Annotated in this window: 24 protein-coding genes; 14 read left to right on the forward strand and 10 right to left on the reverse strand. The window is 70.2% G+C overall.

All coding sequences use genetic code 11. The annotated features are described in order from the left end of the window. The first annotated feature begins 61 nt into the window (after positions 1-61). From LIN44_RS24010 to LIN44_RS24020, 3 genes are all read left to right on the forward strand, one after another. Complete coding sequence (locus LIN44_RS24010; protein ID WP_227314759.1) at positions 62-1,843, forward strand: OPT/YSL family transporter; 1,782 nt, start codon at positions 62-64, stop codon at positions 1,841-1,843. A 127-nt stretch (positions 1,844-1,970) separates the two neighbouring features. Beyond that, positions 1,971-3,128 (forward strand): acyl-CoA dehydrogenase family protein, encoded by a 1,158-nt coding sequence (locus LIN44_RS24015; RefSeq protein ID WP_227314760.1) that lies wholly within the window; start codon positions 1,971-1,973, stop codon positions 3,126-3,128. 30 nt (positions 3,129-3,158) lie between these two features. Further along, positions 3,159-3,731: a hypothetical protein gene (locus tag LIN44_RS24020; protein ID WP_227314761.1), complete on the forward strand. Its 573-nt coding sequence runs from the start codon at positions 3,159-3,161 to the stop codon at positions 3,729-3,731. Between the two features lie 130 nt (positions 3,732-3,861). On the opposite strand, the gene LIN44_RS24025 is transcribed toward LIN44_RS24020, so the two are convergent. Beyond that, positions 3,862-4,236 (reverse strand): hypothetical protein, encoded by a 375-nt coding sequence (locus tag LIN44_RS24025; RefSeq protein WP_012357073.1) that lies wholly within the window; start codon positions 4,234-4,236, stop codon positions 3,862-3,864. A 137-nt stretch (positions 4,237-4,373) separates the two neighbouring features. Next, a complete protein-coding gene (locus LIN44_RS24030) occupies positions 4,374-7,217 on the reverse strand; it encodes a pitrilysin family protein (protein WP_227314762.1) in 2,844 nt (947 codons plus the stop codon). A 119-nt stretch (positions 7,218-7,336) separates the two neighbouring features. Between LIN44_RS24030 and LIN44_RS24035 the strand changes: the two genes are divergently transcribed. The 3 genes from LIN44_RS24035 to thpR are packed head-to-tail and all read left to right on the forward strand — an operon-like array spanning position 7,337 to position 9,922. Beyond that, positions 7,337-8,818 (forward strand): AlkA N-terminal domain-containing protein, encoded by a 1,482-nt coding sequence (locus LIN44_RS24035; protein WP_227314763.1) that lies wholly within the window; start codon positions 7,337-7,339, stop codon positions 8,816-8,818. Further along, positions 8,815-9,315: a methylated-DNA--[protein]-cysteine S-methyltransferase gene (locus tag LIN44_RS24040; RefSeq protein ID WP_227314764.1), complete on the forward strand. Its 501-nt coding sequence runs from the start codon at positions 8,815-8,817 to the stop codon at positions 9,313-9,315. Before LIN44_RS24035 ends, LIN44_RS24040 begins: the two co-directional genes overlap by 4 nt. Before the next feature lie 16 nt (positions 9,316-9,331). After that, complete coding sequence (gene thpR, locus LIN44_RS24045) at positions 9,332-9,922, forward strand: RNA 2',3'-cyclic phosphodiesterase (RefSeq protein WP_227314765.1); 591 nt, start codon at positions 9,332-9,334, stop codon at positions 9,920-9,922. Here thpR and LIN44_RS24050 read toward each other — a convergent pair. After that, complete coding sequence (locus LIN44_RS24050) at positions 9,906-10,529, reverse strand: LysE family transporter (RefSeq protein ID WP_227314766.1); 624 nt, start codon at positions 10,527-10,529, stop codon at positions 9,906-9,908. The two genes, thpR and LIN44_RS24050, sit on opposite strands and share 17 nt — an antisense overlap. 133 nt (positions 10,530-10,662) lie before the next feature. Here LIN44_RS24050 and LIN44_RS24055 point away from each other — a divergent pair, with 133 nt between their 5' ends. The 3 genes from LIN44_RS24055 to LIN44_RS24065 all read left to right on the forward strand — a co-directional run bounded on the left by LIN44_RS24055 (position 10,663) and on the right by LIN44_RS24065 (position 13,785). Then, positions 10,663-11,553, forward strand: a complete 891-nt coding sequence (locus LIN44_RS24055; protein WP_227314767.1) for a LysR substrate-binding domain-containing protein — start codon at positions 10,663-10,665, stop codon at positions 11,551-11,553. Positions 11,554-11,760: 207 nt separating this feature from the next. Further along, positions 11,761-12,525, forward strand: a complete 765-nt coding sequence (locus LIN44_RS24060) for a flagellar brake protein (protein WP_370641688.1) — start codon at positions 11,761-11,763, stop codon at positions 12,523-12,525. An 84-nt stretch (positions 12,526-12,609) separates the two neighbouring features. Further along, positions 12,610-13,785 (forward strand): FAD-binding oxidoreductase, encoded by a 1,176-nt coding sequence (locus LIN44_RS24065; protein WP_227314769.1) that lies wholly within the window; start codon positions 12,610-12,612, stop codon positions 13,783-13,785. 33 nt (positions 13,786-13,818) lie between these two features. On the opposite strand, the gene LIN44_RS24070 is transcribed toward LIN44_RS24065, so the two are convergent. Beyond that, positions 13,819-14,667, reverse strand: coding sequence for an IclR family transcriptional regulator C-terminal domain-containing protein (locus LIN44_RS24070; RefSeq protein WP_092314986.1), 849 nt, complete (start codon positions 14,665-14,667; stop codon positions 13,819-13,821). A gap of 294 nt (positions 14,668-14,961) precedes the next feature. Then, positions 14,962-17,259: a patatin-like phospholipase family protein gene (locus LIN44_RS24075; RefSeq protein WP_227314770.1), complete on the reverse strand. Its 2,298-nt coding sequence runs from the start codon at positions 17,257-17,259 to the stop codon at positions 14,962-14,964. A gap of 246 nt (positions 17,260-17,505) precedes the next feature. On the opposite strand from LIN44_RS24075, the gene LIN44_RS24080 reads away from it, so the two are divergent. The 4 genes from LIN44_RS24080 to LIN44_RS24095 all read left to right on the forward strand — a co-directional run bounded on the left by LIN44_RS24080 (position 17,506) and on the right by LIN44_RS24095 (position 21,277). Next, on the forward strand, positions 17,506-17,721 hold the full coding sequence (locus LIN44_RS24080) for an oxidoreductase-like domain-containing protein (protein WP_227314771.1): 216 nt from the start codon (positions 17,506-17,508) through the stop codon (positions 17,719-17,721). Next, positions 17,673-18,596, forward strand: coding sequence for an NAD-dependent protein deacetylase (locus LIN44_RS24085; RefSeq protein WP_370641689.1), 924 nt, complete (start codon positions 17,673-17,675; stop codon positions 18,594-18,596). Before LIN44_RS24080 ends, LIN44_RS24085 begins: the two co-directional genes overlap by 49 nt. Before the next feature lie 381 nt (positions 18,597-18,977). Next, positions 18,978-19,898 (forward strand): DMT family transporter, encoded by a 921-nt coding sequence (locus tag LIN44_RS24090; protein WP_227314772.1) that lies wholly within the window; start codon positions 18,978-18,980, stop codon positions 19,896-19,898. A 134-nt stretch (positions 19,899-20,032) separates the two neighbouring features. After that, positions 20,033-21,277: an MFS transporter gene (locus tag LIN44_RS24095; protein ID WP_227314773.1), complete on the forward strand. Its 1,245-nt coding sequence runs from the start codon at positions 20,033-20,035 to the stop codon at positions 21,275-21,277. 1 nt (position 21,278) lies between these two features. Here the strand turns inward: LIN44_RS24095 and LIN44_RS24100 are convergent, their stop codons facing one another. The 3 genes from LIN44_RS24100 to LIN44_RS24110 form a co-directional block, all read right to left on the reverse strand. Then, complete coding sequence (locus LIN44_RS24100; protein WP_227314774.1) at positions 21,279-21,827, reverse strand: DUF1439 domain-containing protein; 549 nt, start codon at positions 21,825-21,827, stop codon at positions 21,279-21,281. Positions 21,828-21,949: 122 nt separating this feature from the next. Beyond that, a complete protein-coding gene (locus tag LIN44_RS24105) occupies positions 21,950-22,153 on the reverse strand; it encodes a SlyX family protein (RefSeq protein WP_018005787.1) in 204 nt (67 codons plus the stop codon). A gap of 95 nt (positions 22,154-22,248) precedes the next feature. After that, positions 22,249-22,674, reverse strand: a complete 426-nt coding sequence (locus LIN44_RS24110; protein ID WP_012357054.1) for a VOC family protein — start codon at positions 22,672-22,674, stop codon at positions 22,249-22,251. A 299-nt stretch (positions 22,675-22,973) separates the two neighbouring features. On the opposite strand from LIN44_RS24110, the gene LIN44_RS24115 reads away from it, so the two are divergent. Next, complete coding sequence (locus LIN44_RS24115; RefSeq protein WP_227314775.1) at positions 22,974-23,921, forward strand: LysR family transcriptional regulator; 948 nt, start codon at positions 22,974-22,976, stop codon at positions 23,919-23,921. Positions 23,922-23,948: 27 nt separating this feature from the next. Here LIN44_RS24115 and LIN44_RS24120 read toward each other — a convergent pair whose 3' ends face one another. After that, on the reverse strand, positions 23,949-24,725 hold the full coding sequence (locus LIN44_RS24120; RefSeq protein WP_227314776.1) for an enoyl-CoA hydratase: 777 nt from the start codon (positions 24,723-24,725) through the stop codon (positions 23,949-23,951). A gap of 15 nt (positions 24,726-24,740) precedes the next feature. Then, a complete protein-coding gene (locus LIN44_RS24125) occupies positions 24,741-25,700 on the reverse strand; it encodes a tripartite tricarboxylate transporter substrate binding protein (RefSeq protein ID WP_227314777.1) in 960 nt (319 codons plus the stop codon). Between the last annotated feature and the right edge of the window lie 17 nt (positions 25,701-25,717).

Raw genomic sequence — 25,717 nt, forward strand, 5'->3', positions numbered from 1 at the left:
CGGCCCGGCCCTTCGCCTATGCTTCGCAGCAGGCACACTGTTCTGCTGAAGGCGCCGCGCCATGCCCGTCCTGCCCTCCGATGCCGCGCCGCGCGCGGCCTGGCTGCCATCGCCGGGCAGCTGGCAATACCACCTGATGCTGGGCGCGGCCGGCATGCTGGTGCTGGGGCCGCTGGGTGGCGTCGCCGCGGCGTACATGAATTTCTCGCTGGGCTTCTTTGTCGGCGGGCAGGTGCTGGCGGGCATCCTCGGCTCGGTGGTGACGGCCGGCTATGGCGCGTCCGGCCGCCATGGCGCCAACTACATCCAGACCGCGGCGGCGTCGGTGGCGGGCATGGGCGGCATGGCCGTGGTCTTGCAGGCGATGGCGTGGCTGGGCATGGCGCAGCCGCCACTGTGGCAACTGGTGCTGTACCTGCTGTGCATCGGCATGTTCGGGGTGGGCGTGGGCATGCTGTACACGCCGCTGCTGGTGGACCGCATGCAGCTGACCTTTCCCTCGGGGCTGGCAGTGGCCAACATCCTGCGCGCGCTGACCGATCCGGCGCTGCTGCGGCGCTCGGTGGCGCGGCTCGGCGGCGGCATGGCGCTGGGCCTGGCCAGCGGGCTGGGGGCCGGGCGCGTGCCGGGGCTGGCCGCGCTGGACCTGTCCGCGGCCACCTTCGGCGCGGGCATGATCGTCGGCGCGCGCGTGGGCGTGGCGGCGCTGGTGGGCGGGCTGGCCGGCTGGGCCATGACGCCGTGGTTCGTCGACGCCGGCTGGCTCGCGCCGGGCGAGCCCTACCGCAAGGCCACGTTCCTGGTGGCACTGGGCATGATCATGGGCGCGGCCGTAGTCGACCTGGCGCAGTTGCTGGTGCAGGCCTGGCGGCGCTGGCGGACCGGGCGCCCGCCACAACAGACCGCGCCGCGGCGCGGGCCGGGCATGGGCTGGGTGGCGGCCTGGGCGCTGCTGTGGGGCGCGGCCACGGTGGCGGCGGGGATGGCGTGGTTCGGGCAGCCGCTGGCATTCCAGTTGATCGCGGTGCTGCTGGCGCTGGTGTTCGCGCTGGTCAACGGCATCTCGGTCGGCATGGTCGACCAGAACCCGATTTCGTCGGCGTTCGTGCTGTCGGTGATCCTGATGGCTGCTGCCGGCCTGCGTGCGCCGCAGGTCGGCCTGATCGCCGCCACCGTGCTGCTGGTGGCCACCGCCGAAGCCAGCGACATGCAGCAGGACCGCTCCACCGGCTGGCGCCTGGGCAGCGACCGCATGGTGCAGTTCGGCTACCAGGTGGCGGGGATCGTGGTCGGCGCACTGGTCGCGGTGGCGATGGCGCGGCTGTTCCTGCAGGCGTACCCGGTGCTGGCGCTGGACCAGACCAGCCTGCCGGCCGACCAGCAGCCGGCGCGCTGGACGTCGGCCATGACCTACAAGATCGTGGGCGTGCTCCACGGCCTGTCGCAGGACCGTGCCGGCCAGTACCTGGCGGTGGCGGCGGGGCTGGGGCTCGGGCTGGCCACGGCGCTGTTGCGCCGTGCCATCCTGGGCCATCCTGCCTGGCAGCGCTTTGCGCAATCCAGCCGCGGCGGCCAGGCGGCGGATTTCGTGCTCGATGCGGTGATCCTGCCTTCGCCCTATGCGTCGTCGTTCGGCGGCTTCGTCAACCTGGCGGCGGCGGCATGGATGGCCGCGGGCGGCGTGCTGGCCAGCGTCGGGGCGGCGCTCGGTGCCTACGGGGCTCGCCGGCAAGGCCTGCCGCCGGACATGAACACCGCGTCGCTGCTGGGCGGGGGGCTGATTGCGGGCGACGCGTTGGCGGCGCTGGCCATCGGCAGCGCCGGCTTGCTGGCCGTCACCTGAAGGGTGGGGCGGCGGATTGTCAAATTTTTCTGACGCTTCTGTCCAAGATCCAATGGATTGTCAAATCGCGCCACCGGCGTACCATAGGCGGCCAGACTGACGTACTGGCTTGACCCGGAGAATCACCATGGCCCTAGACCAAGAATCCTTTGCCCTGCTGCGCGCCTCGGTGCAGCGCTTCATCGACGAACGCCTGAAGCCCGCCGAAGACACGCTGGAGGAAACCGACGACGTGCCCGCCGACATCGTCGCCGACATGAAGGAGATGGGGCTGTTCGGCATCTCCATCCCCGAGAGCTACGGCGGCATCGGCCTGTCGATGGCGCAGGAATGCGATGTGGTCTACGACCTCGGCCATACCGCGTTTGCCTTCCGCTCGGTGTTCGGCACCAACGTCGGCATCGGTTCGCAGGGCATCCTGATGGACGGCACCGAGGAACAGAAGCAGCAGTACCTGCCGCGCATCGCCAGCGGCGAGATGATCATCTCGTTCGCGCTGACCGAGCCCAACGCCGGCTCCGATGCGGCCTCGCTGCAGACCAGGGCGGAACTGGACGGCGACCACTACGTCATCAACGGCACCAAGCGCTTCATCACCAACGCGCCGCGCGCGGGCGCCTTCACGCTGATGGCGCGCACCGGCGGCCCGGGCGCCGCGGGCATCTCGTCGTTCATCGTGCCGGCCGACACCCCGGGCATCTCGCTGGGCAAGCCCGACAAGAAGATGGGCCAGCGCGGCACCAAGACCTGCGACGTGGTGCTGGAGAACGTGCGCGTGCCGGCCGCCAATATCATCGGCGGCGTGCCGGGGGTGGGCTTCAAGACCGCCATGAAGGTGCTCGACCGCGGCCGCCTGCACCTGTCGGCGCTGGCCTGCGGCATGGCGCACCGGCTGATCACCGATGCCGTGGCATATGCCAAGGAACGCAAGCAGTTCGGCCGCCCGATCGGCGACTTCCAGCTGATCCAGGCGATGCTGGCCGACAGCCAGGCCGAGCTTTACGCGGGCCTGTCGATGGTGCGCGACTGCGCCCAGCGCTACGACGCCAAGCCCGCCGGCAAGAGCGATCCGGAAGTCAGCATGCTGGCTTCGTGCACCAAGATGTTCTGTACCGAGATGGTCGGCCGCGTCGCCGACCGCGCGGTGCAGATCCACGGCGGCGCCGGCTATATCGCCGAATACAAGGCCGAACGCTTCTACCGCGATGTGCGCCTGCTGCGCCTGTACGAAGGCACCACGCAGATCCAGCAGATGATCATCGCCAAGCACCTGCTGCGCGACTGACCCCCAACGGCCCGCGTGGCAGGAGTCGACATGGACACGATGCAGTTCCGCAGGCGCGACGCTGCGCCGCAGGCAGGACAGGATGACGGCGCGACGCACCGGCTGCGCGCGGTGGTGGCGACTTATCGCCCTACGCTGCAGGCGTACACGCTGGCGGTATCGCCGGCCGAGCTGATGGCGCTCTGCGCGCTGCCGGCACAGATGGCGGCCAGCGTTGGCGCCGCCCCGGACCCGCGCGCGCAGACGCACCTGGCGCGGCTGCGCGCCGAGGTGCAGGGCAGCGGCATCGCCTTGCCCGGCGCCATCGTGGTGGCGGTCAGCGGCGGCCGCATGCAGTGCGACTGCGACCACCTGTTCACGCTCACGCTGCAGCCGCGCCATGGCGACCGGCTGATCGTGATCGATGGCTACGAGCGCCTGCTGGCGCTGGCGCATGGCGAGCGCCGCCAGTGCAAGACGCTGGTGTCGGCGGTGCTGTGGCGCACCGCGCTGGAGGCCTCCGCGGCGGCACCGGCCAAGGATGCCGCCAACGACGTCATCGACGCGCCGGTGGCACAGTCATGCGCCGCGCGCTGGGCCAACGCGACGCGGGTCTGGCATTGATCCGCGTGACTGGCGTGACCGGTGTGACCGGCGCAATGTGACCGGCGCAACGTAACGGAAGCCGCCTGCAGGGCGGCTTCTTTACTTTCTGGTGAACGCAGGCGCGTTTACGCCGCTTATTGCGGCCACTTTATTGCGGCCACACGCCATCGACCTCGCGCAGCAGGTGGCCGGCGAGAATATAGTCCCCGAGCCGCGTGGCCTTGGCTTCGAGGTCGAGCAGTTCATGGTCCGCCAGCGTGCCGAGATCGAACTGGCAATAAAGATTGCGTTGACGGAATGTGGCCTTGGGTTTGGCCAGCCCTTCGATCAGGGCTTCGCGGGAACGGACGGCGATGCTTTCTTGTCCGCGATACTGCACCTTGATACCGCGCTTTTCTCCGAGCCTGCCGAGTTCGACGGCGTCCTGCCATCCGGTCTCGTAGTCCAGCTCAAGCGCCAGCACGCCTTCCGAGGCCAGAAGCCTGAGCGCTTCTGCCTTGCTGCCAGCTCGCACGATTGACATCCACACCTCTTATATCGACTTATACTGTACGAATATACAGTCAACCCGGGGTCGGGGCAAGGCCTGGCGCTGCGTTGCCCGCCCGCGGATGGCGCCACGCCCGGCGAGTATGGTTGCCGATCCATGTCAGGCGCATGTCAGAGGCGCGCAGGTGGCGTTTCGCCGGCTTCGTTGCCGCCGGCGGTCGAACCGGTCGCGGTGCTGGCGGGCGTGCCCGCTGCCTGGCCGGCTGCACCGCCCTGCGCCGCCGCGCCGGCGAAGTCGCCGGCATAGGCGCGCGACAGCATGCCCGGCTGCATATAGCGGCGGATGGCGGCATTGACGGCTTCCGGGGTAGCCTCCCGCAGGCGTTGTTCGAGTTCCGCGGTAAAGGCCATGGTGCGGCCCAGGTAGAGCTGGCTGGCCAGCGCGCCCGCCAGCGCGGCGTCGTTGCTGCGGCTGACCATGCCCTGCTGCAGCAGGCCGCTGACGGCCTCGGCCAGTTCCTGCGCGGTAATGCCGTCGCGCACCAGCCGCTCCAGTTCTTCGTTCACCGCGCGCTGCACGCGCGCCAGGCTCTGCGGCGCATACTGCGCGCGCACGCCGAAGCGGCCGGCCCGGTCGAGCGCGCCCACCTGCACCCAGCTGCTTGCGCCATAGCTCACACCGTCGCGCTGGCGCAACCGGTCCGCCAGCCGGCTGCGCAGGCTGGCGCCGCCCAGCACGCGGTTGGCAATCATCATCAGCGCATAGTCGGGCGCATCGTTGGTCAGGTCGATCGGGGCGGTGGCCAGGTACACGGCGTTGGCCTTGCCCGGCGTGGGCAGCGTGAACTCGGCGGGCGGGATCGGCACGAACGGCCGCTCGACGCGCGCATACGGCTGCGGCGCGGTCCAGTCGCCAAACAACGCTGCCGCCTGCGCTGCCGCGGCGGGGCCATCGAAGTCGCCGACCAGGCTCAGCTGCGCATGGCCGGTGCCGTAGAAGCGGGTGTGGAAATCGCGCACCTGCGCCAGCGTGGCCGCCCGCAGGTCGGCAACATTCTCGGCGATGGTGCGCGCATGGCGCGGGTCGCCCGCGGGGTAGGGGTCGCCGTGCCGGCCCAGCGCATTGGAGGCCAGCACGCCGGGTTCGCGCTGCACGCTTTCGAGCTCGGCGATGCTGGTCTGGCGCAGCGTTTCGAATTCGGCCTCGGGGAAGGTCGGCGCGCGCAGCAGGTCGCGCAACAGCGCCAGCAGCTCGGGCAGATGCGCGCGGCGCGTCTCGAAACTGACCGTCACCTGCTCGGAGCCGCCCGCGATGCCGACGCGCGCGCGCAGGGCCTCGATGCGGTCGGCGATCTGCTGGCGGTCCATGCCGGCGCTGCCGCGCCGGAGCATGGCGGCGGTGAGCGCGCCTACCGTGGTCAGGCCCTGCAGGCTCTGCGCGTCGCCCATGCGCAGCACCAGCACGCCGTGCACCACTTCACCGCGCGCGGGCTTGGGCAGCAACGCCAGCTGCATGCCGTTGGCGAGCGTCTGGCGGGTGGTATGGGCTTCGATATTGGCGGGGCTGGGATCGAATGCCGGCACCGCGGCCAACGCCGGCCGGCCCTGGTAGCCATTGACCATCGCCGCGATGTCGGGCACTGCCGGCACCTGCGTGCGCTGCGGCTGTTCGGCCGGCAGGAAGATGCCCAGGGTGCGGTTCGAGGCCTGGAAGTAGTTCAGCGCCACGCGCTGCACGTCGGCCAGCGTGGTGGTTTCGATGCGGTCGCGCGCCAGGAAGAACAGGCGCCAGTCGCCCTTGGCGATGGCCTCGGACAGCGCAATCCCCAGCGCGCCGGGATCGTTCATGTACTGCTCGTAGGCGTTGCGCATGCGCACGCGCGCGCGCTCCAGCTCGGCCTCGGTCACGGGCGCTTCGGCAAAGCCCTCGATCTGCGTGATCAGGCCCGCGCGCGCGGCGGCGAGCGACTGGTCTTTCGAGGCCTGCGCCATGAACAGCAGCGCGCCGGGATCCTTCATCGCATAGAAGGCGCTGCCGATCGACGCGGCCTGGCCGCGCTCCACCAGCGCCTTGTACAGCCGGCCGCCGGGGGTATCGCCCAGGATGATGGTCAGCAGCGACAGCGCGGTGGTGTCGGGATGCGCGCCGGGGCTGACATGGTATTGCGCGGCCACCAGGCGGGTGTCGCCCGGGCGCATCACCACCAGTTCGCGTGCGCCTTCCTGCGCGGGCTCGACCGTGGGCTCCGGCGGCAGCACGCGCTGCGGGCGCGGAATCGGCCCGAAATAGCGCGCGATGCGCGCCAGCGTGGCGGCGGGATCGAACTTGCCCGCCACCACCAGCACCGCGTTGTCGGGCTGGTAGTAGCGGCGGTAGAAGGCGCGCAGGTTGTCGATGCTGACGTTCTCCACGTCGCTGCGCGCGCCGATCGGGGCCTTGCCGTAGTTGTGCCAGCGATAGGCGGCGGCCATGGTCTGCTGCATCAGCATGCGCCCGGGGCTGTTCTCGCCCATCTCCATCTCGTTGCGCACCACCGTCATCTCGCTGTCGAGGTCGGCGCGCGCGATCACGCTGTTGACCATGCGGTCGGCCTCCATGCGCAGCGCCCAGTCCAGGTTGTCGTCGCTGGCGGTGAAGGTCTCGAAGTAGTTGGTGCGGTCCTGCGCGGTGGTGCCGTTCACGCTCATGCCGCGCCGTGCGAACTCGCTCGGGATGGTCTTGCCCGGCAGCGACGGCGTGCCCTTGAACAGCAGGTGCTCGAGCAGGTGCGCCATGCCGGTCTCGCCGTAATTCTCGTGGCGGCTGCCGACCAGGTAGGTGATGTTGACGGTGGTGGTGGCCTTGGCGGCGTCGGGGGCCAGCACGATGCGCAGGCCGTTGGGCAGGCGGTGTTCGGTAATCCCTTCGACCGACGCCACCTGCGTCGCCTGCACGGGCGCTGTCGAAGGCTGCGCCAGCGCCAGGGGGCAGGCCAGCGAGCCAAGCAGTGACAGGTGCAGGGCGGTGCGGCGCATGTAGTCTCCGGTGGCAAGGATGAGGGCAGGGCAACTGTGCCCCAAGCCATCCCGGCGCGCCAGAGGGAAATGTCCGAAACCAGCCGATGCGCTGCGGCATCTGGCGGTAGCATGCCGTCATGAACCTGGATCCCGATACCTGCTACAAGGCCGTGGCCTCGCACGACCGCCGCTTCGACGGACGCTTCTTCGTGGGCGTCTCGTCGACCGGCGTGTACTGCCGGCCCGTGTGCGCGGTACGCACCCCCAAGCGCGAGAACTGCTCGTTCTATGAAAGCGCCGCCGCGGCCGAGAAACACGGCTTCCGCCCGTGCCTGCGCTGCCGCCCGGAGCTGGCGCCTGGGCATGGCCTGGCCGATATTTCCGGCCGGCTGGCGCAGGCCGCCGCCACGCTGATCGACGAAGGCTTCATGGCCGACGGCAGCGTGGCCGCGCTGGCAGCGCGCATCGGCGTGACCGAGCGCCACCTGCGGCGGCTGTTCGACGCCCAGTTCGGCGTGTCGGTGCTGGAATACGCGCAGACCCAGCGCCTGCTGCTGGCCAAGCGGCTGCTGGCCGATACCGCGCTGCCGGTGACGGACGTGGCGCTGGCGGCGGGCTTCGGCAGCGTGCGCCGCTTCAACGATGTGCTGAAGACCCGCTACGGCCTGACGCCGCTGGCGTTGCGCCGGCGTGCCGCCGACGGCGTGGCCGACCGGCTGGTGTTCGAGCTCGGCTACCGCCCGCCGTTCGCCTGGGAGGCGTGGCTGCGCTTCCTCGCCACGCGCGCGGTCGACGGCATCGAGGCCATCCGCGACGGCGCCTACCTGCGCACGCTACGGGTCGAAGCCGGCGGCAGCGCCCACCTTGGCTGGGTGCGCATCGAGCATGTGCCGCGCCGGCTGGTGCTGCGCGTGACGCTGTCGGCATCGCTCGCGCGCGTGATCCCGCAAGCGCTGGGCAAGGTGCGCCGGCTATGCGACCTGGGCTGCCGCCCCGACGTGGTCGACCGGCACCTGGGCGAACTGGCCGCGGCGATGCCTGGCGTGCGCCTGCCGGGCTGCGTCGATGGCTTCGAGATCGCGGTGCGCGCGGTGGTGGGGCAGGTGATTTCCGTGGTGCATGCGCGGCGCATCCTGGCCGCACTGGCGCAGCGCGCGGGGCAGGCGCTGGACGGCGCGCCGCCGGACGGCCTGCGCTACACGTTTCCGAGCGCAGCGGCGCTGGTCGCGCTGCCGGAGGCTGCGCTGCGCGAGGCCGGGGTGTCGCCGGGCAAGCTGCGCACGCTGCAGGCCCTGTCCCGCCGCGTGGCCGACGGCGCGCTGGTGCTCGACCCGCATGCGGCGCCGGAGCAGGCGGTAGCGGCATTGCGCGAGATCGACGGCATCGGCGACTGGACCGCGCAGTATGTCGCCATGCGCGCGCTGGGCTGGCCCGATGCCTTCCCCGGCACCGACTATGCGCTGCGCAAGGCGCTGGGCGTCAGCACCGTGCGCGCGATGCAGGAACGCACCGCGCACTGGGCGCCGTGGCGCGCCTACGCCGCGATCCACCTGTGGCATCGCTACGAAGCGATGAAGGACGCGCCGCCGGCTGCGGCGCAACCGGAGACCATCCCATGACCAGCTATCGCCATATCGACAGCCCGCTGGGCACCGTGCTGCTGCGCGCGCGCGACGGGCACCTGACCGGCCTCTTCTTCGCCGGCCAGAAGTACCATCCGGCCGGCATTGCCGACAGCCGCGACGTGCCGGCGGCCGACGCCGCGGTGCTGGACCGCGCCGCCGCCGAGCTGGCCGAGTATTTCGCCGGCCGCCGCGACACCTTTACCGTGCCGGTGCGTTTTGCCGGCAGCCCGTTCCAGCAGCGCGTGTGGCAGGCGCTGCTGGAGATCCCGTGCGGTGCCACGGCATCCTACGGCGAACTGGCGCGCACGCTGGGGCTGCCGCCCACGCATGCGCGCGCGGTGGGCGGCGCGGTCGGCCGCAACCCGCTGTCGGTGATCGTGCCGTGCCATCGCGTGCTCGGCAGCGCCGGCGCGCTGACCGGCTATGCCGGCGGCATCGAGCGCAAGCGTGCCCTGCTGCGGCGCGAGGGCATCGCCGCGACGATGGGCTGAGGCCGGCCGCGTAGCGATGGCACGCCTGTTCATCGCGGTGGAAGTACCGCCGGCACAGGCGGCAGGACTGCTGTCCACGCTGCCTGCCGCACCCGGCGTGCGCGCCGCGACGCCCGCGCAGGTCCACCTGACCCTGCACTTCCTCGGCGCAGACCTGGGTGAAGCCGCGCAGGCCGCCGACAAGCTCGGCGCCGCGCTCGCGGCATTGCGCACCCCCGCGTTCACGCTGCAGGCGTATGGCACCGGGCGCTTCCGCAGCGGTCCCGGCTCGGTGCTGTGGGCCGGACTGGCGCCCGGTCCGGGCCTGGACGCACTGCGCGCCTTGCACGCCGAGGTGGGGCAGGCACTGGCCGACGCGGCCGGCTTCCTGCCGGAGCGGCGGCGCTACCATCCTCACGTGACCCTGGCGCGCTGCAAGCCGGCCGTGCCCGAGAGCGCGCTGCGTGCCTGGCTGGATGCGCAGCGCACGCTGGCCAGTGCGCCGTGGCGCGTCGCACGGCTGGTGTTGTTCGAGAGCCAGCTGGGCCCGCAGGGCCCGCAACACCTGCTGCGCCAGGCCTGGCCGCTGGCCGCGCCGGGTCCTGCGAGCCCTACGCCAGGTTGCTGAAACCCAGCGCCACACCCAGTCCGCACAAGGCCGAGCCGATGGCGCGGTCCAGCAGCCGCTGCCGCCGCAGCATGGCGGCGCGCAGCGCCGGCGCGGTGAACACCCGGGCGACCACGCTGAACCATGCCAGGTGCGCCACCGACATGAACCCGCCATAGGCCCACTGCGCCGGTGCCGGCGTGTGGGCATTGACCACCTGGGTGTAGGTGCTGACGACGAACAGCGTGGTCTTCGGGTTCAACGCATTGGTCAGCAAGCCCATGCGCAACGCCGCCAGCGGAGCCAGCGCGCGGCCCCCGTGCAGGTCCACCGTCAGCGCGTCCCGCCTGCGCAGCGTCTGCAGGCCGATCCACACCAGGTAGACCGCACCCAGTGCCTTGACCACCGTCAGCACGCCCTGCGCGTGCGCCATCAGCAGCGACACCCCGAACATCGTATAGAGCACATGCACTTGCACGCCCAGGGCGATGCCGAGCGCACTGAGCAAGCCCGCGCGGCGGCCGTACAGGTAGCTGTTGCGGGTGACCATGGCGAAGTCCGGGCCGGGACTGATCACGGCCAGCACGGTCACGGTGGCGACCGCCAGGGATTCGGCGAGGGCAGGCATATTGCGTCAGGATATGTTGTGTTTTTGGGGCCGATCGCCAGGTTGGGCGATCAAAGCGTACCCAATTCTGCGTGCCGGAAAGCGCCGCCACAACCGATATATACTCGCCCGATTCCGTGAGAAAAACTGACTGATGCACTGGCTGGGATGGATCCGATTTTTCGAGGCGGCGGCGCGCCACGAGAGCTTTGCGCGCGCGGCGGAGGAGCTGCACCTGACCCATGGCGCGGTCAGCCGGCAGATCCGCCAGCTGGAGGACACGCTCGGCGTGGCGCTGTTCGAGCGGCGCAACCGCGGCGTTTTCCTGACCGAGGCGGGGCGTTCGCTGTTTGCGGCGGCGACGCAATCGATGGAGGGACTGGCCGCCGCGGCCGCGCGCATCCGCACGCAACCGCCGGGGCGCGCCCTGGTGCTGTCGTGCGAGCCGACCATCGCTATGCGCTGGCTGATCCCGCGGCTGCCGCGTTTTGCCGCGCGCCATCCCGACATTCCGCTGCACCTGATGGCCGCGGGCGGGCCGATCGACTTTGCGCGCAGCGGCGCCGACCTGGCGCTGCGGCGCAACGACTTTGCCTTCGATGCGCGCTGGCATGCGCGCGAGGTGGTGCAGGAACGCGTCGGTCCGGTGTGCCGGCCCGAGCCTGCGCAGGGCGCCGCGGCGACCGCGGTGGCGCCGGTGCGGTTGCACACGCGCACGCGGTCCGAGGCCTGGCAGCGCTGGCAGGCGGCGTGCCCCGATGACGCGGCCCGCCTGCGCCTGGACGGCGACGCCTGGTACGAGCACTTCTATCTGAGCCTGCAAGCGGCGGCGGCGGGCCTGGGCTGGGCCATGGCGTCGCAGTTGATGGCCGCCGACGAGATCGCCGACGGCCGGCTGGCCGCGCCGTTCGGCTTTGCGGCCGACGGCTCGGCCTACCACCTGCTGTCGCCCGCGCCGTTCGAGCACGATACGCGCCGGCAGGCCTTGCTTGCATGGCTGCGGGAATGCGCCGAGGCCACGCTCGCGCAGCCACCGCAGGCCTGAAAGCCACGCATGCGCTACCCCCCGGAAGTCTGTGCTCAAGTTCTGCCACAGATTTGCCGAAGTGAGATCATCGGTCTTGCCGGCCAATGGTGCAGGCGCTTAACATGCGGCGCGCAGCCGGCAGGCCGGTGCCGCCGACGGGCTCCGGCTGGTCCGCGGCAGCCCCATCGCCGTCGCTCCCAGCCCCTCCAGATGTTGCGTGAACCTATGAACCAGCACGACGCCCACGGGCCAGCCGATCCTGAATCCGAGGCCGAAGCCCACGCCGAACCGGCGGACGATCGCTATCGGCTGACCCACAACTCGCAGATCGGCACGGTGCTGCGCGACCTGGCGTGGCAGAAGTGCATGCTGAGCGTGCGCACCCGCACCGCGCACCAGTTCGTTACCTCGATCCTGCATGTCGACCCGGTCAACCGCACCTTCGTGTTCGACTGGTGCAATGCCGAGCCCGAGCGGATGTCGCTGATGACTTCCGAAGAGAACGCGTTCTCCGGGCTGTTGCGCGGCGTGCCGGTCAATTTCGTGGTCGGCCAGCCGGCGGCGACGCGCTATGAAGACGGCCCCGCCTTTGTCGTCGACTTTCCGGAAAAGCTCTATCACTTCCAGCGCCGCCGCCATTTCCGCGCGCGCACGCTGGTGACCAAGGGCTACCGCTGCGAGATGCCGATGCCGGACAAGACCGTGCTCGGCCTCGATATCGCCGACCTGTCGCTGTCGGGCGCAGGCCTGCGCTCCAGGACCGTCACCGCCGAGCAGCTGCCGGTGGGCACCACGGTGGCGAAGTGCCGACTGGACTTTCGCGAGCTGGGCAAGCTGGAGCTGGACATGCAGGTGGTCGGCCACTGGCTGGTGGGCCACGACGACAGCGCCATCCACCACTTCGGCTGTGCCTTCGTCAATCCGGACGGACGCATCGAGAACTTCCTGCAGCGGCTGGTGTTCGCGCTCGAACTGGCGCATCGCGGCTGAGACGCCGCCCCGGACCGTGCGCGGTGCCCGCCCGGTTTACGCTACATTGCCCGCCAGTTCGCATGACACGGGAGACCCACGGCAATGGTCCACAGCGATCCGGCTCCGGCCGGCGGCAAGCAGTTTTCGGCTGACTACCTCGTCATCGGCGCCGGCATTGCCGGGGCCTCGGTGGCGTACTGGCTGGCGCGCGCGGGCAGCGTGATCGTGCTCGAGCGCGAGCCGCAGCCGGGCTACCACGCCACCGGCCGTTCGGCCGCGCTCTACCTGGAAAGCTACGGCACGCCGCAGGTGCGCGGCCTGACCATGGCCAGCCGCGCCTTCCTCGATGCCCCGCCCGCGGGGTTTGCCGACCATCCCGTGCTGTCCCCGCGCGGCGCCATGATGCTGGCGCGCCCGGGCGAACACGACCAGCTCGACGCGCACTGGCAGGTGCTGGCCGGCATGGGGGCCCGGGCGCAACGGCTTGACCGGGCCGGCGCATGCGCGCTGGTGCCGGTGCTGCGGCCGGAACTGGTGCTGGGCGCGGTGCTGGAGCCCGATGCCGCCGACATGGACGTGCATGCCTTGCATCAGGGCTACCTGCGCGGCGTGCGCCATCACGGCGGCGTGATCGCCTGCGGCACCGAGGCCGACGTGATCGAGCGGCGCGACGGCCTGTGGCACGTCCATGCCGGCCCCGACATCTACCGCGCGCCGGTGCTGGTCAATGCGGCGGGCGCATGGTGCGATGTGGTGGCGGCGCACGCGGGGGTGGCGCCGGTGGGGCTGCAGCCGTGCCGGCGGTCGGCCTTTGTCTTTGCCCCGCCCGACGGGATCGATATCTCCCGCTGGCCGATGTTCTACGGCTTCGACGAGACCTGGTACGTCAAGCCCGATGCCGGCATGCTGCTGGGCTCTCCTGCCAATGCCGACCCGGTGCCGCCGCACGACGTGCAGCCCGAGGAACTGGACATCGCCATGGGCATCCACCAGATCGAAGCCGTGACCACGCTGACGATCCGCCGCCCCGCGCGGACCTGGGCGGGACTGCGCTCGTTTGTCGCCGACGGCGACCTGGTGGGCGGGTTCGATGCCGACGCGGAAGGATTCTTCTGGGTGGCCGCGCAAGGCGGCTATGGCATCCAGACCTCGGCGGCGATGGGCGAAGCCTGCGCCGCGCTGGCGCAGGGCCGGCCGCTGCCGGCGCATATTGCCGACCACGGCGTGACCGCCGCCATGCTCAGTCCGGCGCGGCTGCGGGGGCAAGCCGGCCGGTAAGGCGGCTTGCCTGAAAACCGGAAAGCGGCAGGATCAGGACCCGACCATCCGGCCGATCGCGGCGGCGGCTTCGCGCATCGGGGCCAGCAGCCGCGTGATCATGTCAGCCTCGGAGACGCGCGCGGCGCGCACGCTTACGCTCAGCCCGGCCAGCACGATGCCCGAGGCCGAGCGCACCGGCACCGCCATGGCGCGCAGGCCCGGCTCCAGCTCTTCATCGACGATCACATAGTCCACTTCGCGGGCGCGCTCGAAGCAGGCTTCCAGCTCTTGCCGCGAGACCTTGGTCTGCAGCGTGCGCGGGCGCAGCTCGGCATGCTCGAAGAAGCCGTCCAGCACCGTGGCGGGCTGGTGCGCCAGCAGCAGCCGGCCGTTGGAAGTGCAATAGGCCGGCAGGCGGCTGCCCATGCCGAGCGAATAGTTCAGCACGCGCTGCACTTCCGAGCGCACCAGGTAGAGGATGTCGGTGCCGTCCAGTATCGCCAGCGTGCAGGTCTCGTGGATGCGCGCGCTCAGGTTGTCCAGGATCGGCTGCGCCAGCGACACCAGCGAGGTCGACGAGAAATACGCGTGGCCCAGGTGTAGCACGCGCGGGCGCAGCGCGAACTGCCCGTCCTGCTGGCTGACATAGCCCAGCTGCTCCAGCGTGTACAGGCAGCGCCGCACCGATGCCCGCGAGAGCTGGGTCCGCTGTGCCACCTGCGAGATCGTCAGCGGGCGCTTGCGTTCGGAAAACGCTTCCAGCACGGTCAGCCCGCGCGCCAGCGACAGCATGAAGTTGGGATCGCCGGCAAAGCTGGCGAGCAGGTCGGCCTGGGGCCGGGCAACGCGGACGGTGTCGGCCTGGGCATGGCCAAGACCGATGGGGCGGAGGACATCCATGGGAGGCGGGGGTGGTCTACGGTCGTTCGATAATCGCGCAATGTTAAACCGGTCTGGCGCCGCGGGCCAGTACTGGTTGCATGCTGCGCTGCGCAATTATCGGCGCCGGCGCCGTTCAGGGTCTCGGCCACCTCGAACCGCGCGCCCATAAAAAAGTCGCCGCTGGGGAAGCGGCGACCGGGGAAGGTTGTCATTCAAGAGGGGGTCTTGGTGACAGGAAAAGTATAGACATTTGAATTAAGACATTACATACAACTTTGGTGGGGTACGGCAGACGCACATTGCCGCGCCGCGTCAGAAGGGTTTGCCCAGGTACAGGTAGAAGCTGAACACGCCGGCCGCCGCGCGGCCATAGGCCAGGTACAGCGGCCCGAGCGGGCTGTCGAGCGCGAGGAACAGCGAGCCGGACTTGAGCAGCCCGGTGGGGCTGCCCGGCACCAGCGGATCCCCCACGCGGCCCGCCTCCAGTGAGAAGCCGGCGTAGATGCCCTGCAGCAGGGTTTGCCGGGCCAGCTTGTTGTAGTACACCAGCCGCGCAAACTGCAGGTTGCCGCCCATCAGCTGCCCGGTGGCGTAGCCGGATTGCTGCAGGAAGCCGCCCCACTGGAACTGGTCGTAGTTCGGCAGCGGCTTGCCGCCGGGATTGCCGCCGACCTTGAAGCCGAACGACAGGGTGTGGTCGCCGAACGAGTGGGCATAGGTGCCGTCGGCCTGTGCCTTGACATAGGAGCGGTCGGCGCCGAGCCCGGGTTGCGAGGCGTAGATCCGCAGCCCGCCCGCATAGCCGAAGCGCGGGAAGTCCACGCTGTCGAGCTGGTCGAAGAAGAGCCGGCCGGTGATGGCCCCGCGCCGGATACTGCCCGGACCCGGCGACAGCGACGCCGGGCCGGTGCTCAGCGTGGCATGCTCCGAGCCGGTCTGCACCCCGATGCGCAACTCGCCGTACTTGGTGAACTGGCTGCCGACGTCGAGGGCCAGGTCAAAGCGGCGCACGTCGTAGGTGGCGATGCGTGTGCTGCCCTGGAACACATTGACCGGGCGCCGCTCGAGCTCGATGCGCGGCGCGATAAAGAAGAACTGGCGCGTATCCAGCGGCTGGTAGAACTCGCTGCTTAGCGCCGAGGTCTGGCCCACCTGCGCGTCGGTGCGCCATTCGGCCCCCAAGGCGTTGAGCCAGGTGCGCCGGTAGCTGCCGACCAGGTTGAAGTACGCGTCGCCGCGGAAGTCAGAACTCAGGCCCAGCCCGAAACGCAGATAGTCTGGGCCCCACGATTTTTCCACCGCATTGACCGTCAGCACGCGCCGGCCCGGCTCTTCCAGGATGCCGTAGTTGACGTGCTCGAAGTCGCCGGTGCCGAACAGGCGGCGCATGTCCTGGTCCAGCGCGGCCTGGTCGATCGGCTCGCCCGGCCGGGTCTGCATCACCGCGGTCGCATAGTCCGGATTGACGCGATGCAGCGGTGCCAGCCGGATCTCGTCGACCGGCCTGGTGTCGGGCGGCTGCACCGCCTGCTGGGCCGCGCGCAACTCGGCATACTGCGCCGGCGGCAGCGCCAGCGGCGCGAGGCGGTCGGCGACCTTGCGCGCGGCGGCCTCGCCGATCGGGATGGTGGTGGGCAGGTGGTCGAAGTCGGTCGCGGAGAAGTCGCCCAGCGCGGGCTCGATCAGCACGTCGGTGGGCCGCAGCGAGGCCAGCGACGCGCGCACGTTCTGCTCGGTCAGGATGTTGAGCATCTGGCCGGTCACGCCGATGACCGAGGTCAGCGCCTCGCGCTTCATCAGCGGCGTGCCCAGGTTCACCGCGATGACGATATCGGCGCCCATGCTGCGCGCCACGCCGACCGGCAGGTTGTCGGTCAGCCCGCCGTCGACCAGCAGCCGGCCCTCGTATTCCGCCGGCGCCACCGCGCCCGGCACCGACATGCTGGCGCGCATCACGTTGGCCAGCTCGCCCTGGCTGAAGACCACCGGCGTGCCCGCCACCAGGTCCGTCGCCACGGCGCGGTAGGGGATCGGCAAGCGGTCGAAATCGCGGAAGCCCGGCGTCCTGGCCAGCTGGCGCAGCACCGTCTCGAGCTGCACCCCGGAAACCGCGCCCTTGGGCAACAGCAGGCCGCTCGCCTGCACGCCGATCTCGGGCGTGATCAGGTTGGTGTAGTCATCCTGCTTGCGGCGGATGGCCAGGTCCTGGCGCGGCGGCCGTTCCTTGAAGAGCTTGTCGGTGCTGAGGCCGGCGACCAGCCGTTCCATCTCCGCGGGCCCCATGCCGGTGGCATAGGCGCCGCCGACCAGCGACCCCATGCTGGTGCCGGCGATGCAGTCGACCGGAATGCGCATCGCCTCCAGCACCTTGAGCACGCCGATATGCGCGGCGCCGCGCGCGCCGCCGCCCGACAGCACCAGGCAGATGCGTGGGCGGCCCGCCGCGACAGGCTGGGCCTGGGCGGGGTCTGCCGGGCTCGCGGCGGCGCCGGCGTCCCGGCCGGGCGCCGGGCGCTCCGCGGCCGTCGCGGCGCCGGCAGCCAGCGCGATGGCGGCAAGCAGGCGCTTCGTGCTGGCGTGGCGCCGGCGTTGGTGTGGGGCTGCCTTCATGGCTCGATCGGGGTCGCAGTCCGCTGCGCGGCCGGTTGCCGGGGCGGGAAGTCCGGCTATCTTCCGGCAAAACGTGGCGTGCAGGCCCCTGTGCGCGCCGCCCCCCGAAACAATTCAACACGCGGCTCGGAAGCGTTCAGATCGGCTTTTGGCGCTGCAAGGGCCGCGGGGCAGCGCCGGGCGCGCCGGAATATACTGGGGGCTGGTCCGCCATGGCGCCGCGCGCGCGATCCGCAAGTGTCTCAAGTGTCCCCCGTAGTCCCCCTCGCCAGTGCCTCGATTCCCGCTGACGATCCCCGCCCGGAGCCGCCGGAGCGGCCCGCCGACGGCGAGTGTTGCGGCTCCGGCTGCGATCCCTGCATCTTCGATTACTACTACCAGGAGATGGACCGCTACCGCGAGGCGCTGCGCGCATGGGAGGCACGCCAGGCCGCGCGCCATGCCGAGGATCCGGCCAGTTGAGCGCCCTGACGTTGCCGCCGTCGCATCCCTCGCCGGCAGCCGCGGCGGCGCTGTTCGATTTCGTGCAGCGTCACCCGCGCCTGTTCGTGCTGACCGGCGCCGGCATCAGCACCGATTCCGGCATTCCCGGCTACCGCGACGCGCGCGGCCAGTGGCAGCGCTCGCCGCCGATCACGCTGCAGGCCTTTCTCGGCTCGCACGCCGGGCGCCAGCGCTACTGGGCGCGCAGCATGCTGGGCTGGCCGATGGCATGGCAGGCGCGGCCCAACGATGCCCACCATGCGCTGGCGCGGCTGGGCGCGCAGGGCCGGCTGGCGGCGCTGGTCACGCAGAATGTCGACGGCCTGCACCAGCGCGCCGGCAGCGAGGGCGTGATCGAGCTGCACGGCAGCCTGGCCAGCGCCATCTGCCTGGACTGCGGCGCCAGCCATGACCGCGCCGGCCTGCAGGACTGGCTGATGTCCCGCAATGCCGCGCTGCGCGACGTGATCGCGCCGCCCGCCGCCGACGGCGACGTGCATTTCGAATCGCCGCTGTTCGCGCAGTTCCAGGTGCCCGATTGCGGCCATTGCGGCGGCATCCTCAAGCCTGACGTGGTGTTCTTCGGCGAATCCGTGCCGCGCACGCGTGTCGACGCCGCGCGCGCGGCGCTGGCGGCCGCGGATGCGATGCTGGTGGTGGGATCGTCGCTGATGGTCTATTCCGGCTACCGCTTCTGTGTCTGGGCCGGGCAGATGGGCAAGCCGGTGGCCGCGCTCAACCTGGGTACCACGCGTGCCGACGCCATGCTGGCGCTGAAGGTCGAGGCCGGCTGTGCGCCGGCGCTGCAGGCACTGGTGTCGCGGCTGGAGCAGGACGACACAGGATCCCGTTGACGCCAGCGCCGGGCGGGCATAGCATCGCCACACCAGTTGATCGACGCCTGTCGATATTCTTCGATACTCCCATTCCCACCATGACCGCAGACCGCCAACGCCCCGTCAACGCCGCGCCCCCGGGCCGCGCGCTGCCGTGCCCGCGTCGCCAGCCTGCGTTCACATCTGTCGCGCCGCCGCCGCCGTTCTCGGGCGGTGCACACCCGCCGCCGCCGCCGCGCGGCTGACGGGCACGCGCCCAGCCCTTCTCGTCTCCGGTAATCCCGCCTTCGTGCGCCCGCGCGCACGGCAGCCGCACGCCCGTGCGTGCTGCCGCCGCGTCGTGGCCGCATGCCGATGCGCGTCGCCGGAGCCCGCCAAGCTGACGACAGATGACAAGCCATGACCAACAACGAAGACTGCGCGGCCCGTTTCGGCGCCGCGCGCGACACACTCGCCACGCGCACCACATCCACCGCCCTGTGGGCCACGCCGCTGTTCGTGCTGCTATGGAGCAGCGGCGCCATCGCCGCCCGGCTGGCGCTTGACCACGCCACCCCGTTCGCGCTGCTGACGCTGCGCTTTGCGCTGGTCTGCGCCGTGCTGGGCGCGATCGGCCTGGCGCGCAAGCGCCTGCTGCCGCCGCGCGGCGAGCGCCTGCATACGGCCTGCACGGGCCTGCTGCTGATCGGCGGCTACGCCGTCTTTTACTTTCTCGCCCTGGACCATGGCATGACGCCCGGCGTGCTGGCCACGGTGCTCGGCGCGCAGCCGATGCTGACACTGCTGCTGACCGAGCGCCGCGCCAGTGCCGCGCGCCTGGGCGGCCTGGCGCTGGCGTTCGCGGGGCTGGCCATGGTCGTCTTCGACAGCCTGCTGCTGACCAGGCTGTCGCCGGCGGGCGTACTGTGCGCGCTGGCCTCGCTGGCCAGCATGACGGTCGGCGCCATCCTGCAGAAGCGCAGCCCGCGCGCGCCGGCCGAAGTGCTGCCGCTGCAGTACGGCGCGAGCCTCGTAGCCTGCCTGCTGTGCCTGCCGTTCCAGCCCTTCGCCTTCGAAGCATCGCTGGCGTTCGCCGCGCCGCTGCTGTGGCTGGCGTTGGGAATTTCGATCGGCGCGACGCTGCTGTTCTACCGCCTGATCCAGGCCGGCAACCTGGTCAACGTGACCAGCCTGTTCTACCTGGTGCCGGCGGGCACGGCGGCGCTCGATTACCTGCTGCTGGGCAACCGCATGACGGCGCTGGCGCTGGCGGGGATGGGGGCGGTGCTGGCGGGGTTGGGGTTGGTGTTCAGGGGAGGGCGAAATCAGATGCGCGGTTGATCTGAAATTTCGCCAGAATCGTCCAGCAAGTTCCGAAATGCACTGCGGAAAGGTCAGGATCTCGCGCATGCGACGGCCGGGGCAGCGATCGCGCCCTATGCTGACCCGTTTCGACAACGCGTTCCTTCGTACCCATGCAAAGGCTGGCCGCCGTCCCCGGATACAAGCCGCTGCTCGCCGCCAGGATTGTCAGCGCCTTGATGATGTGGCTCGACGCCACCGTGATCTTTTCGCTGCTCGCCTTCCACTGGGGCGCAGATGCACCTGCGGCGGGCGTTGCTGCCTCGCTGTTCGTCTTGCCGGTCCTGGTCGGCGGGCCTTTCTTCGGCTGGCTGGCTGACAGGGGCAACCCTGGTGCCATGCTGTTTGCGAGTTACAGCGCACGCGGCATTACATCGTTGCTGCTGCTCATGGCGCCAGACCTGAACGTGTTCGTGCTCCTGGTCATGCTCAAGGCGCTGGCCAACGCCAGCGCCTTGCCGCCGGAACAGGTCATGGTCCGATCCATGCTCAGCCATGCACAGCTTGCCGCTAATGCCGGCTTGATGACGGCGGCCGACCAGATCACCAAGGTGTGCGCGCCACTGATCGCGGCCGGCGCGACCGCGCTGTACGGGCCAATGTCGGGACTCTGGCTTTCGGGCGGCCTGTCGTTGCTCGCAATCGGTTGCCTGGTGCCGCTGCGCGACAGGGCGCGCCCGGTCGCAGCGCAAGGCACGCCAGCACGAAGCGCGTTGCAGCTCGGGCCACTGATGGCGCTGCTGCGCGGCAGTCATGCCGTGCGCGTGTCGTTCAGCTGCGTGTTCATGCTGACTGTGACGTTTGGACTCTACGATCCCCTGCTGGCGCTGTTCATCAAGTCGCAGGGGTTGCCGCCATCGGCGTTTGGCATGCTGGTGAGCGGCACTGCCGCGGGCGCCGTGTGTGGCGCGCTGGCGTTCCCGCGCCTGTTCCGGCGGTATGGCATCCGCCTGGCGCCGCCGGGTCTCGCTGTGGTCGGGCTGACCGTGCTGATCCCCGGCGTGCTGGCCGGCAGCGGCAGCGGCATGCCCGAGATGATGTGGCCCGGGCTATGGGTGGTGAACGGCTGTGCCTATTGTCTGGCGTGCCTGAGCCAGGCCGTGGCGATCCAGCAGCAATGCCCGCGCTATTGTCTGGGCAGCGTCAGCGCCACCGCCAGGAGCGTGCAACTGGTAGCGCTGGTGCTTGCGCCGCTGCTGGGCGGCGTGCTTGGGCGCAAGATCGGGATTCCGCTGGTGTTCGCTCTGAGCGGCGGCCTTGCTATTGCCTGTGGCTGGTTCTGGGCCCGGTGCGCGCAACGCGGCCACGCCGCGCGGCAGGCTGAGCAATCACCAGACCCGGAACACGGCGGCCCATAGCCTACCGCTGCTTCACCTCCACTCGCACCTCATCCTTGCCCACCGTGATCGCCCCCGGTTCCACCTCCTTGCCGCCCACGCGCAGCTCTTCCGGCTTGAAGGTATAGATCGGGTAGTCCTTCAGCAGCTGCTGCGCGACCACGGCGCCGATGGCGCTGAGCTGTTCGCGATAGAGTCCCATGCCTGCGACTTCCACCTGTTGCACGGTCGGATTGTCGAGCAGCACGGCGCGCTTGGCCGGGTCGTAGCGCACGCCGCTGTTGAGCGCCAGCTTGCCGTCGACCGGAGGCGACGGCAGCAGGGCATTGGTCAGGCGGGCGTCGACGTGGGTGGTGATGCGGTTGCTGGCTTCGTCCAGCACCAGCCGCGGGTGGCTGAGCTGGACGCTGACGACTTCGGCGTAGCGCAGCGTCGCGGGAAAGCGCTTGTCCAGTTCGGTCTGCAGTTCCTGGCGGGTCAGGGAATATTCGCCGGTCCAGATGTTGTAGCCGGCAACGGCCGGGGCGGCGATGCAGGCGGCGGCAAGCAGCAGGGAGAGTTTCAGGCGCATGTGGCGGATCGGGCGCGCCATGGAATGGCGCGGTCAGTGGGATCAGCCTGTCAGACTGCCGCGGCAGCGGCGGCGTTCCGTCACATCGGCACGGGGCATGCCGGGGGGCTGGGCCGTTCGGCTCAGTAGTGCGGCGGGATTTCCTGCAACGGGTCGGCTTCGGCCGCGGTGGTGGCGGCGCTGCGCACCTGCTGGTACAGCGCGCGGAACTGCTCCTGCAGCAGGTCGATCTGCTGCTGCTGGCGTGCCACGGTGCTGTTCAGGGTATCGAGCAGGTCTTCCTGGAAGGCGAGCTTGATTTCGAGTTCGTTGATGCGATCGTCCATGGCTAGGTTTCTCCGGCGGGCGGCGCGCATTGTAAACCCATCGCCGGGCCCATCGCCCAGCGGGCGCGCCGCGATCGGGAAACCGCGTCCCTGGCTTACTTGGGCGCCGTCAGCAGCATCCACATGATGCCGAAACGGTCGGCGACCATGCCGAACTGTTCGGCAAAGAAGGTCTTGTCGAGCGGCATCAGCACCTGGCCGCCTTCCTTCAGGCCGTTGAAGGCCTTTTCGACCCCGGCCTTGTCGGGAAAGGTGATCGCCAGGCCGAAACCCTGGAACGCGGGTTGATTGGAACACTGCCCGTCGGAAGCCAGGATGATGCTGTCGCCGACCTGGAATTCCAGGTGCATGACCTTGTCCTGGGCGCCCGCGCCGGGCTGGCAGCCTTCGCCGCCCTTGCCGGCGTCGGGATTGTCGGCGAAGGTCATGCGGGCGTTGACCTTGGCGCCAAGGGTCTGCTTGTAGAACTCGACCGCTTCATCGCAACGGCCTTCGAAAAACAGATAGGGCTGGACTTGCATGACAACTCCTGTGAAGGGGCGGCCCGTGGGCCGCGGGATCTCGGCATGGGCGCCGTCTGCAAGCCAGGAAACTCAGGCCGCCAACCGGCGCGGTGGCAATGGCGCGCACCATTTGTGTACGCCGTCCACAATACCTTAGCAAAGAAAATGGACGGCGTCCACATCGAATGCGAAAGGAGCGGCGGGTGCGGCCGCCGGCAAGCACGTGGCGGTGCACTAGAATGGCCCGCTACATCGCCGCCGCCACACCGCCGCCCATCGCCAACCGTTTCGACTGCCGCGGCCCAAATGGAGTTGCCTTGCGTTACGAACTGACCGACCTGCGCCTGTTCCAGGCCATCGCCGATGCGCAAAGCCTGTCTGGCGGCGCATCGGCCACCCACATCACCGCGTCGGCGGCGAGCTACCGGCTGAAGAACCTGGAGCACGCCATGGGCACGCCGTTGTTCGTGCGCAGCGCGCGCGGCATGGAGCTGACGCCGGCCGGCGAAACCCTGCTGGTCCATGTGCGCGAACTGCTGCTGGGCGTGGAGCGCATGCACGGCGAGGTCGGGCGCTTCTCCGCCGGGCTGAAGGGCAATATCCGGCTGCTAGCCAACAGCAGCTCGCTCAACGGCTTCATCATTCCCAGCGTGAGCCGCTTCCTGCTGGCCAATCCGGACGTGAACATCGACCTGGAGGAGCGCGCCAGCCAGGCGATCCTGGCCGCGGTGGCGGCGCACGAGGCCGATGTCGGCATCCTGGCGGGAGATTTCCATACCGGCGACGATGCGGCCGGCGTGCGCTCGGTGCGCTACGCGCGCGACGAATTGATCCTGGTGATGGCGGCGGACCATCCGCTCGCGCGCGAGCCCGAGGTGCGCTTTGGCGCGGCGCTGGCGTTCGATTTTGTCTGCATGAGCCGCACCAGCAGCAATTTCCTGTTCCTGCGCGAGATGGCGCAGCGCGCGGGCAAGGGCCCCAACGTGCGCCTGCATGCGCACAGCTTCGATGCGGTGCTGTCGCTGGCCGAGGCCGGCGTCGGCGTGGCGCTGGTGCCGCGCAGCGTGGCGGCGCAGGCGCTGCGCGAAGCGCGCGTGGCCGGGGTGCGGCTGGCCGAGCCGTGGGCCTTGCGCGAACTGAACCTGATCGTGCGCGCCGACGGCAAGCTGCCCGCTTTTGCCGAGGCCTTCGCGCAGTTCCTGCTCAACGATCCGCGTGTGGTGGCCACGCGCGAAGGCGGCGCCGTGGCCGCCACGGCGCCGTAACTGCCCGTCAGCGTGCCCGTCCGCGCTTCAGCGCTTGCGGTTCAGGAAGGTGGCCATGTGCTGCTGCGGCTCGCCGGTGTCGAAGGCGCTGCCGAACTCGGTCACGCTGTTGCCGATCGAGACCTCCAGCGGCGCGTCTTCCCACTCGCGCAGCAGGCGCTTCTGCTGGCGCACCGCGACCGGGCCAAAGCCGGCCAGCAGCGCGGCCACGCGCTCGACTTCCTGGTCCAGCCCGGCCAGCGGCACCACGCGGCTGAGCAGGCCCCACTGCAGCGCCTCGGCGGCATCGGAGATCTCGCCCGTCAGCAGCATCCAGGCGGTGCGCGCATTGCCGATCAGGCGCGGCATCAGCGCGGCATGGATCACCGACGGGATGCCGACCTTCACTTCCGGCATGCCCAGCTGCGCCGTGTCGGCGGCAATGCGGATGTCGCACGCCAGCGCCAGCTCGAGCCCGCCGCCCAGGCACCAGCCCGGCATGCGCGCGATCACCGGCACCGGCAGGTGGCGCACGGCATCGCACAGGCGGCGCAGGCCGCTGATGAAGGCCTCGGCGCTGGCGCGGTCGAGCGCGGCCATTTCCTTGATGTCGGCACCGCCGATAAAGCCCTTGTCGCCGGTGCCGCGCAGCACCAGCACGCGCACCGCGTCCTGCGCGGCCAGCGCTTCGATCGCGCGTGTGAGCGAGGCGATCACCGGCGAGCTCAGGATATTGAGCGAGCCCGCCTCGCGGATGGTGACGGTGGCAATGCCGCGCGCGTCGATCTCGACGCCGGCGTGCGGTTCCTGCTGAAGTGCGCTCATGTCGGTCCTCGTGGCTTACTGGAGCTTGGTGAAGTGGATCGCCTCGACCACCTGTTTCCAGTGGGCGTTCTGCCCGCGGATCAGGTCGCCGAAGGCCTTGCGCGAGGTCGGTGCCGGGATCGCGCCCTGTTTCTCGATGGCGGCAATCACCTCCGGCTCGGCCAGCACCTGGCGCACGGCGTCGTTGAGCTGGTCGAGGATGGCGGCGGGCGTGCCCGCGGGGGCGCCCAGGCCGAACCACGACGGGTTGTTCATTGCCGGCAGGCCGGCCTCGGCATAGGTGGGGACGTTGGGCAGCACCTTCAGGCGCTGTTTGGCGGCCACCGCCAGCGGCTTGAGGCGGTCGCCCTGGATCAGCCCGGACGACGACGGGATATTGTCGAACACCACCTGGATCTGCCCGGCGACCGCATCGTTGAGCGCCGGGCCCAGGCCCTTGTACGGCACGTGCAGCATGCGCGTGCCGGTGGCGTTCATGAAGAGCTCGCCGTTCATGTGGCTGAGGCCGCCGTTGCCGGACGAGCCGAACGAGTACTTGCCGGGACTGGCCTTGAGCTGCTTGATGAACGACGCCAGGTCCGTGGCCGGGAAAGCCGGATTGACCACCAGCACGTTGGGCACGTCGGCCAGGTTGCTGATCGGCGCGAAGTCCTTGACCGGGTCATACGCGGTCTTCAGGTAGACGTTGGGGTTGACCGCGTGCGAGCTTTCCACCTCCATCACCAGCGTGTAGCCGTCGGCCGGCTGCTTGGCCGCGTAGGCGCTGCCGACCGCGCCGCCGGCGCCGGGGCGGTTCTCGATCACCACCGGCTGGCCCAGCACCGGGCCCAGGCGCGTGCCGACGATGCGGGCAATGATGTCGGTGGTGCCGCCGGCCGCGTAGGGCACGATCAGCTTGATCGGCCGCTCGGGGTAGGCGGCGTGCGCGCTGCTGGCGATGCCGAGCAGGGCGATGGCAAAGAGGGCTGGCTTCATCGAAGTGTCTCCGGGTC

It is taken from the genome of Cupriavidus sp. MP-37, assembly GCF_020618415.1.
Classification (GTDB): domain Bacteria; phylum Pseudomonadota; class Gammaproteobacteria; order Burkholderiales; family Burkholderiaceae; genus Cupriavidus.

Bases quoted from the DNA above. Each gene is read 5' to 3' on its own strand.
- LIN44_RS24110 (WP_012357054.1), bottom strand. From the start codon at position 22,674: ATGCAAGTCCAGCCCTATCTGTTTTTCGAAGGCCGTTGCGATGAAGCG.
- LIN44_RS24020 (WP_227314761.1), top strand. From the start codon at position 3,159: ATGGACACGATGCAGTTCCGCAGGCGCGACGCTGCGCCGCAGGCAGGA.
- LIN44_RS24095 (WP_227314773.1), top strand. From the start codon at position 20,033: ATGCAAAGGCTGGCCGCCGTCCCCGGATACAAGCCGCTGCTCGCCGCC.
- LIN44_RS24030 (WP_227314762.1), bottom strand. From the start codon at position 7,217: ATGCGCCGCACCGCCCTGCACCTGTCACTGCTTGGCTCGCTGGCCTGC.
- LIN44_RS24060 (WP_370641688.1), top strand. From the start codon at position 11,761: ATGAACCAGCACGACGCCCACGGGCCAGCCGATCCTGAATCCGAGGCC.
- LIN44_RS24025 (WP_012357073.1), bottom strand. From the start codon at position 4,236: ATGTCAATCGTGCGAGCTGGCAGCAAGGCAGAAGCGCTCAGGCTTCTG.
- thpR (WP_227314765.1), top strand. From the start codon at position 9,332: ATGGCACGCCTGTTCATCGCGGTGGAAGTACCGCCGGCACAGGCGGCA.
- LIN44_RS24070 (WP_092314986.1), bottom strand. From the start codon at position 14,667: ATGGATGTCCTCCGCCCCATCGGTCTTGGCCATGCCCAGGCCGACACC.
- LIN44_RS24035 (WP_227314763.1), top strand. From the start codon at position 7,337: ATGAACCTGGATCCCGATACCTGCTACAAGGCCGTGGCCTCGCACGAC.
- LIN44_RS24040 (WP_227314764.1), top strand. From the start codon at position 8,815: ATGACCAGCTATCGCCATATCGACAGCCCGCTGGGCACCGTGCTGCTG.
- LIN44_RS24100 (WP_227314774.1), bottom strand. From the start codon at position 21,827: ATGCGCCTGAAACTCTCCCTGCTGCTTGCCGCCGCCTGCATCGCCGCC.
- LIN44_RS24120 (WP_227314776.1), bottom strand. From the start codon at position 24,725: ATGAGCGCACTTCAGCAGGAACCGCACGCCGGCGTCGAGATCGACGCG.
- LIN44_RS24125 (WP_227314777.1), bottom strand. From the start codon at position 25,700: ATGAAGCCAGCCCTCTTTGCCATCGCCCTGCTCGGCATCGCCAGCAGC.
- LIN44_RS24010 (WP_227314759.1), top strand. From the start codon at position 62: ATGCCCGTCCTGCCCTCCGATGCCGCGCCGCGCGCGGCCTGGCTGCCA.
- LIN44_RS24050 (WP_227314766.1), bottom strand. From the start codon at position 10,529: ATGCCTGCCCTCGCCGAATCCCTGGCGGTCGCCACCGTGACCGTGCTG.
- LIN44_RS24015 (WP_227314760.1), top strand. From the start codon at position 1,971: ATGGCCCTAGACCAAGAATCCTTTGCCCTGCTGCGCGCCTCGGTGCAG.
- LIN44_RS24055 (WP_227314767.1), top strand. From the start codon at position 10,663: ATGCACTGGCTGGGATGGATCCGATTTTTCGAGGCGGCGGCGCGCCAC.
- LIN44_RS24090 (WP_227314772.1), top strand. From the start codon at position 18,978: ATGACCAACAACGAAGACTGCGCGGCCCGTTTCGGCGCCGCGCGCGAC.
- LIN44_RS24065 (WP_227314769.1), top strand. From the start codon at position 12,610: ATGGTCCACAGCGATCCGGCTCCGGCCGGCGGCAAGCAGTTTTCGGCT.
- LIN44_RS24105 (WP_018005787.1), bottom strand. From the start codon at position 22,153: ATGGACGATCGCATCAACGAACTCGAAATCAAGCTCGCCTTCCAGGAA.
- LIN44_RS24075 (WP_227314770.1), bottom strand. From the start codon at position 17,259: ATGAAGGCAGCCCCACACCAACGCCGGCGCCACGCCAGCACGAAGCGC.
- LIN44_RS24085 (WP_370641689.1), top strand. From the start codon at position 17,673: ATGGGAGGCACGCCAGGCCGCGCGCCATGCCGAGGATCCGGCCAGTTG.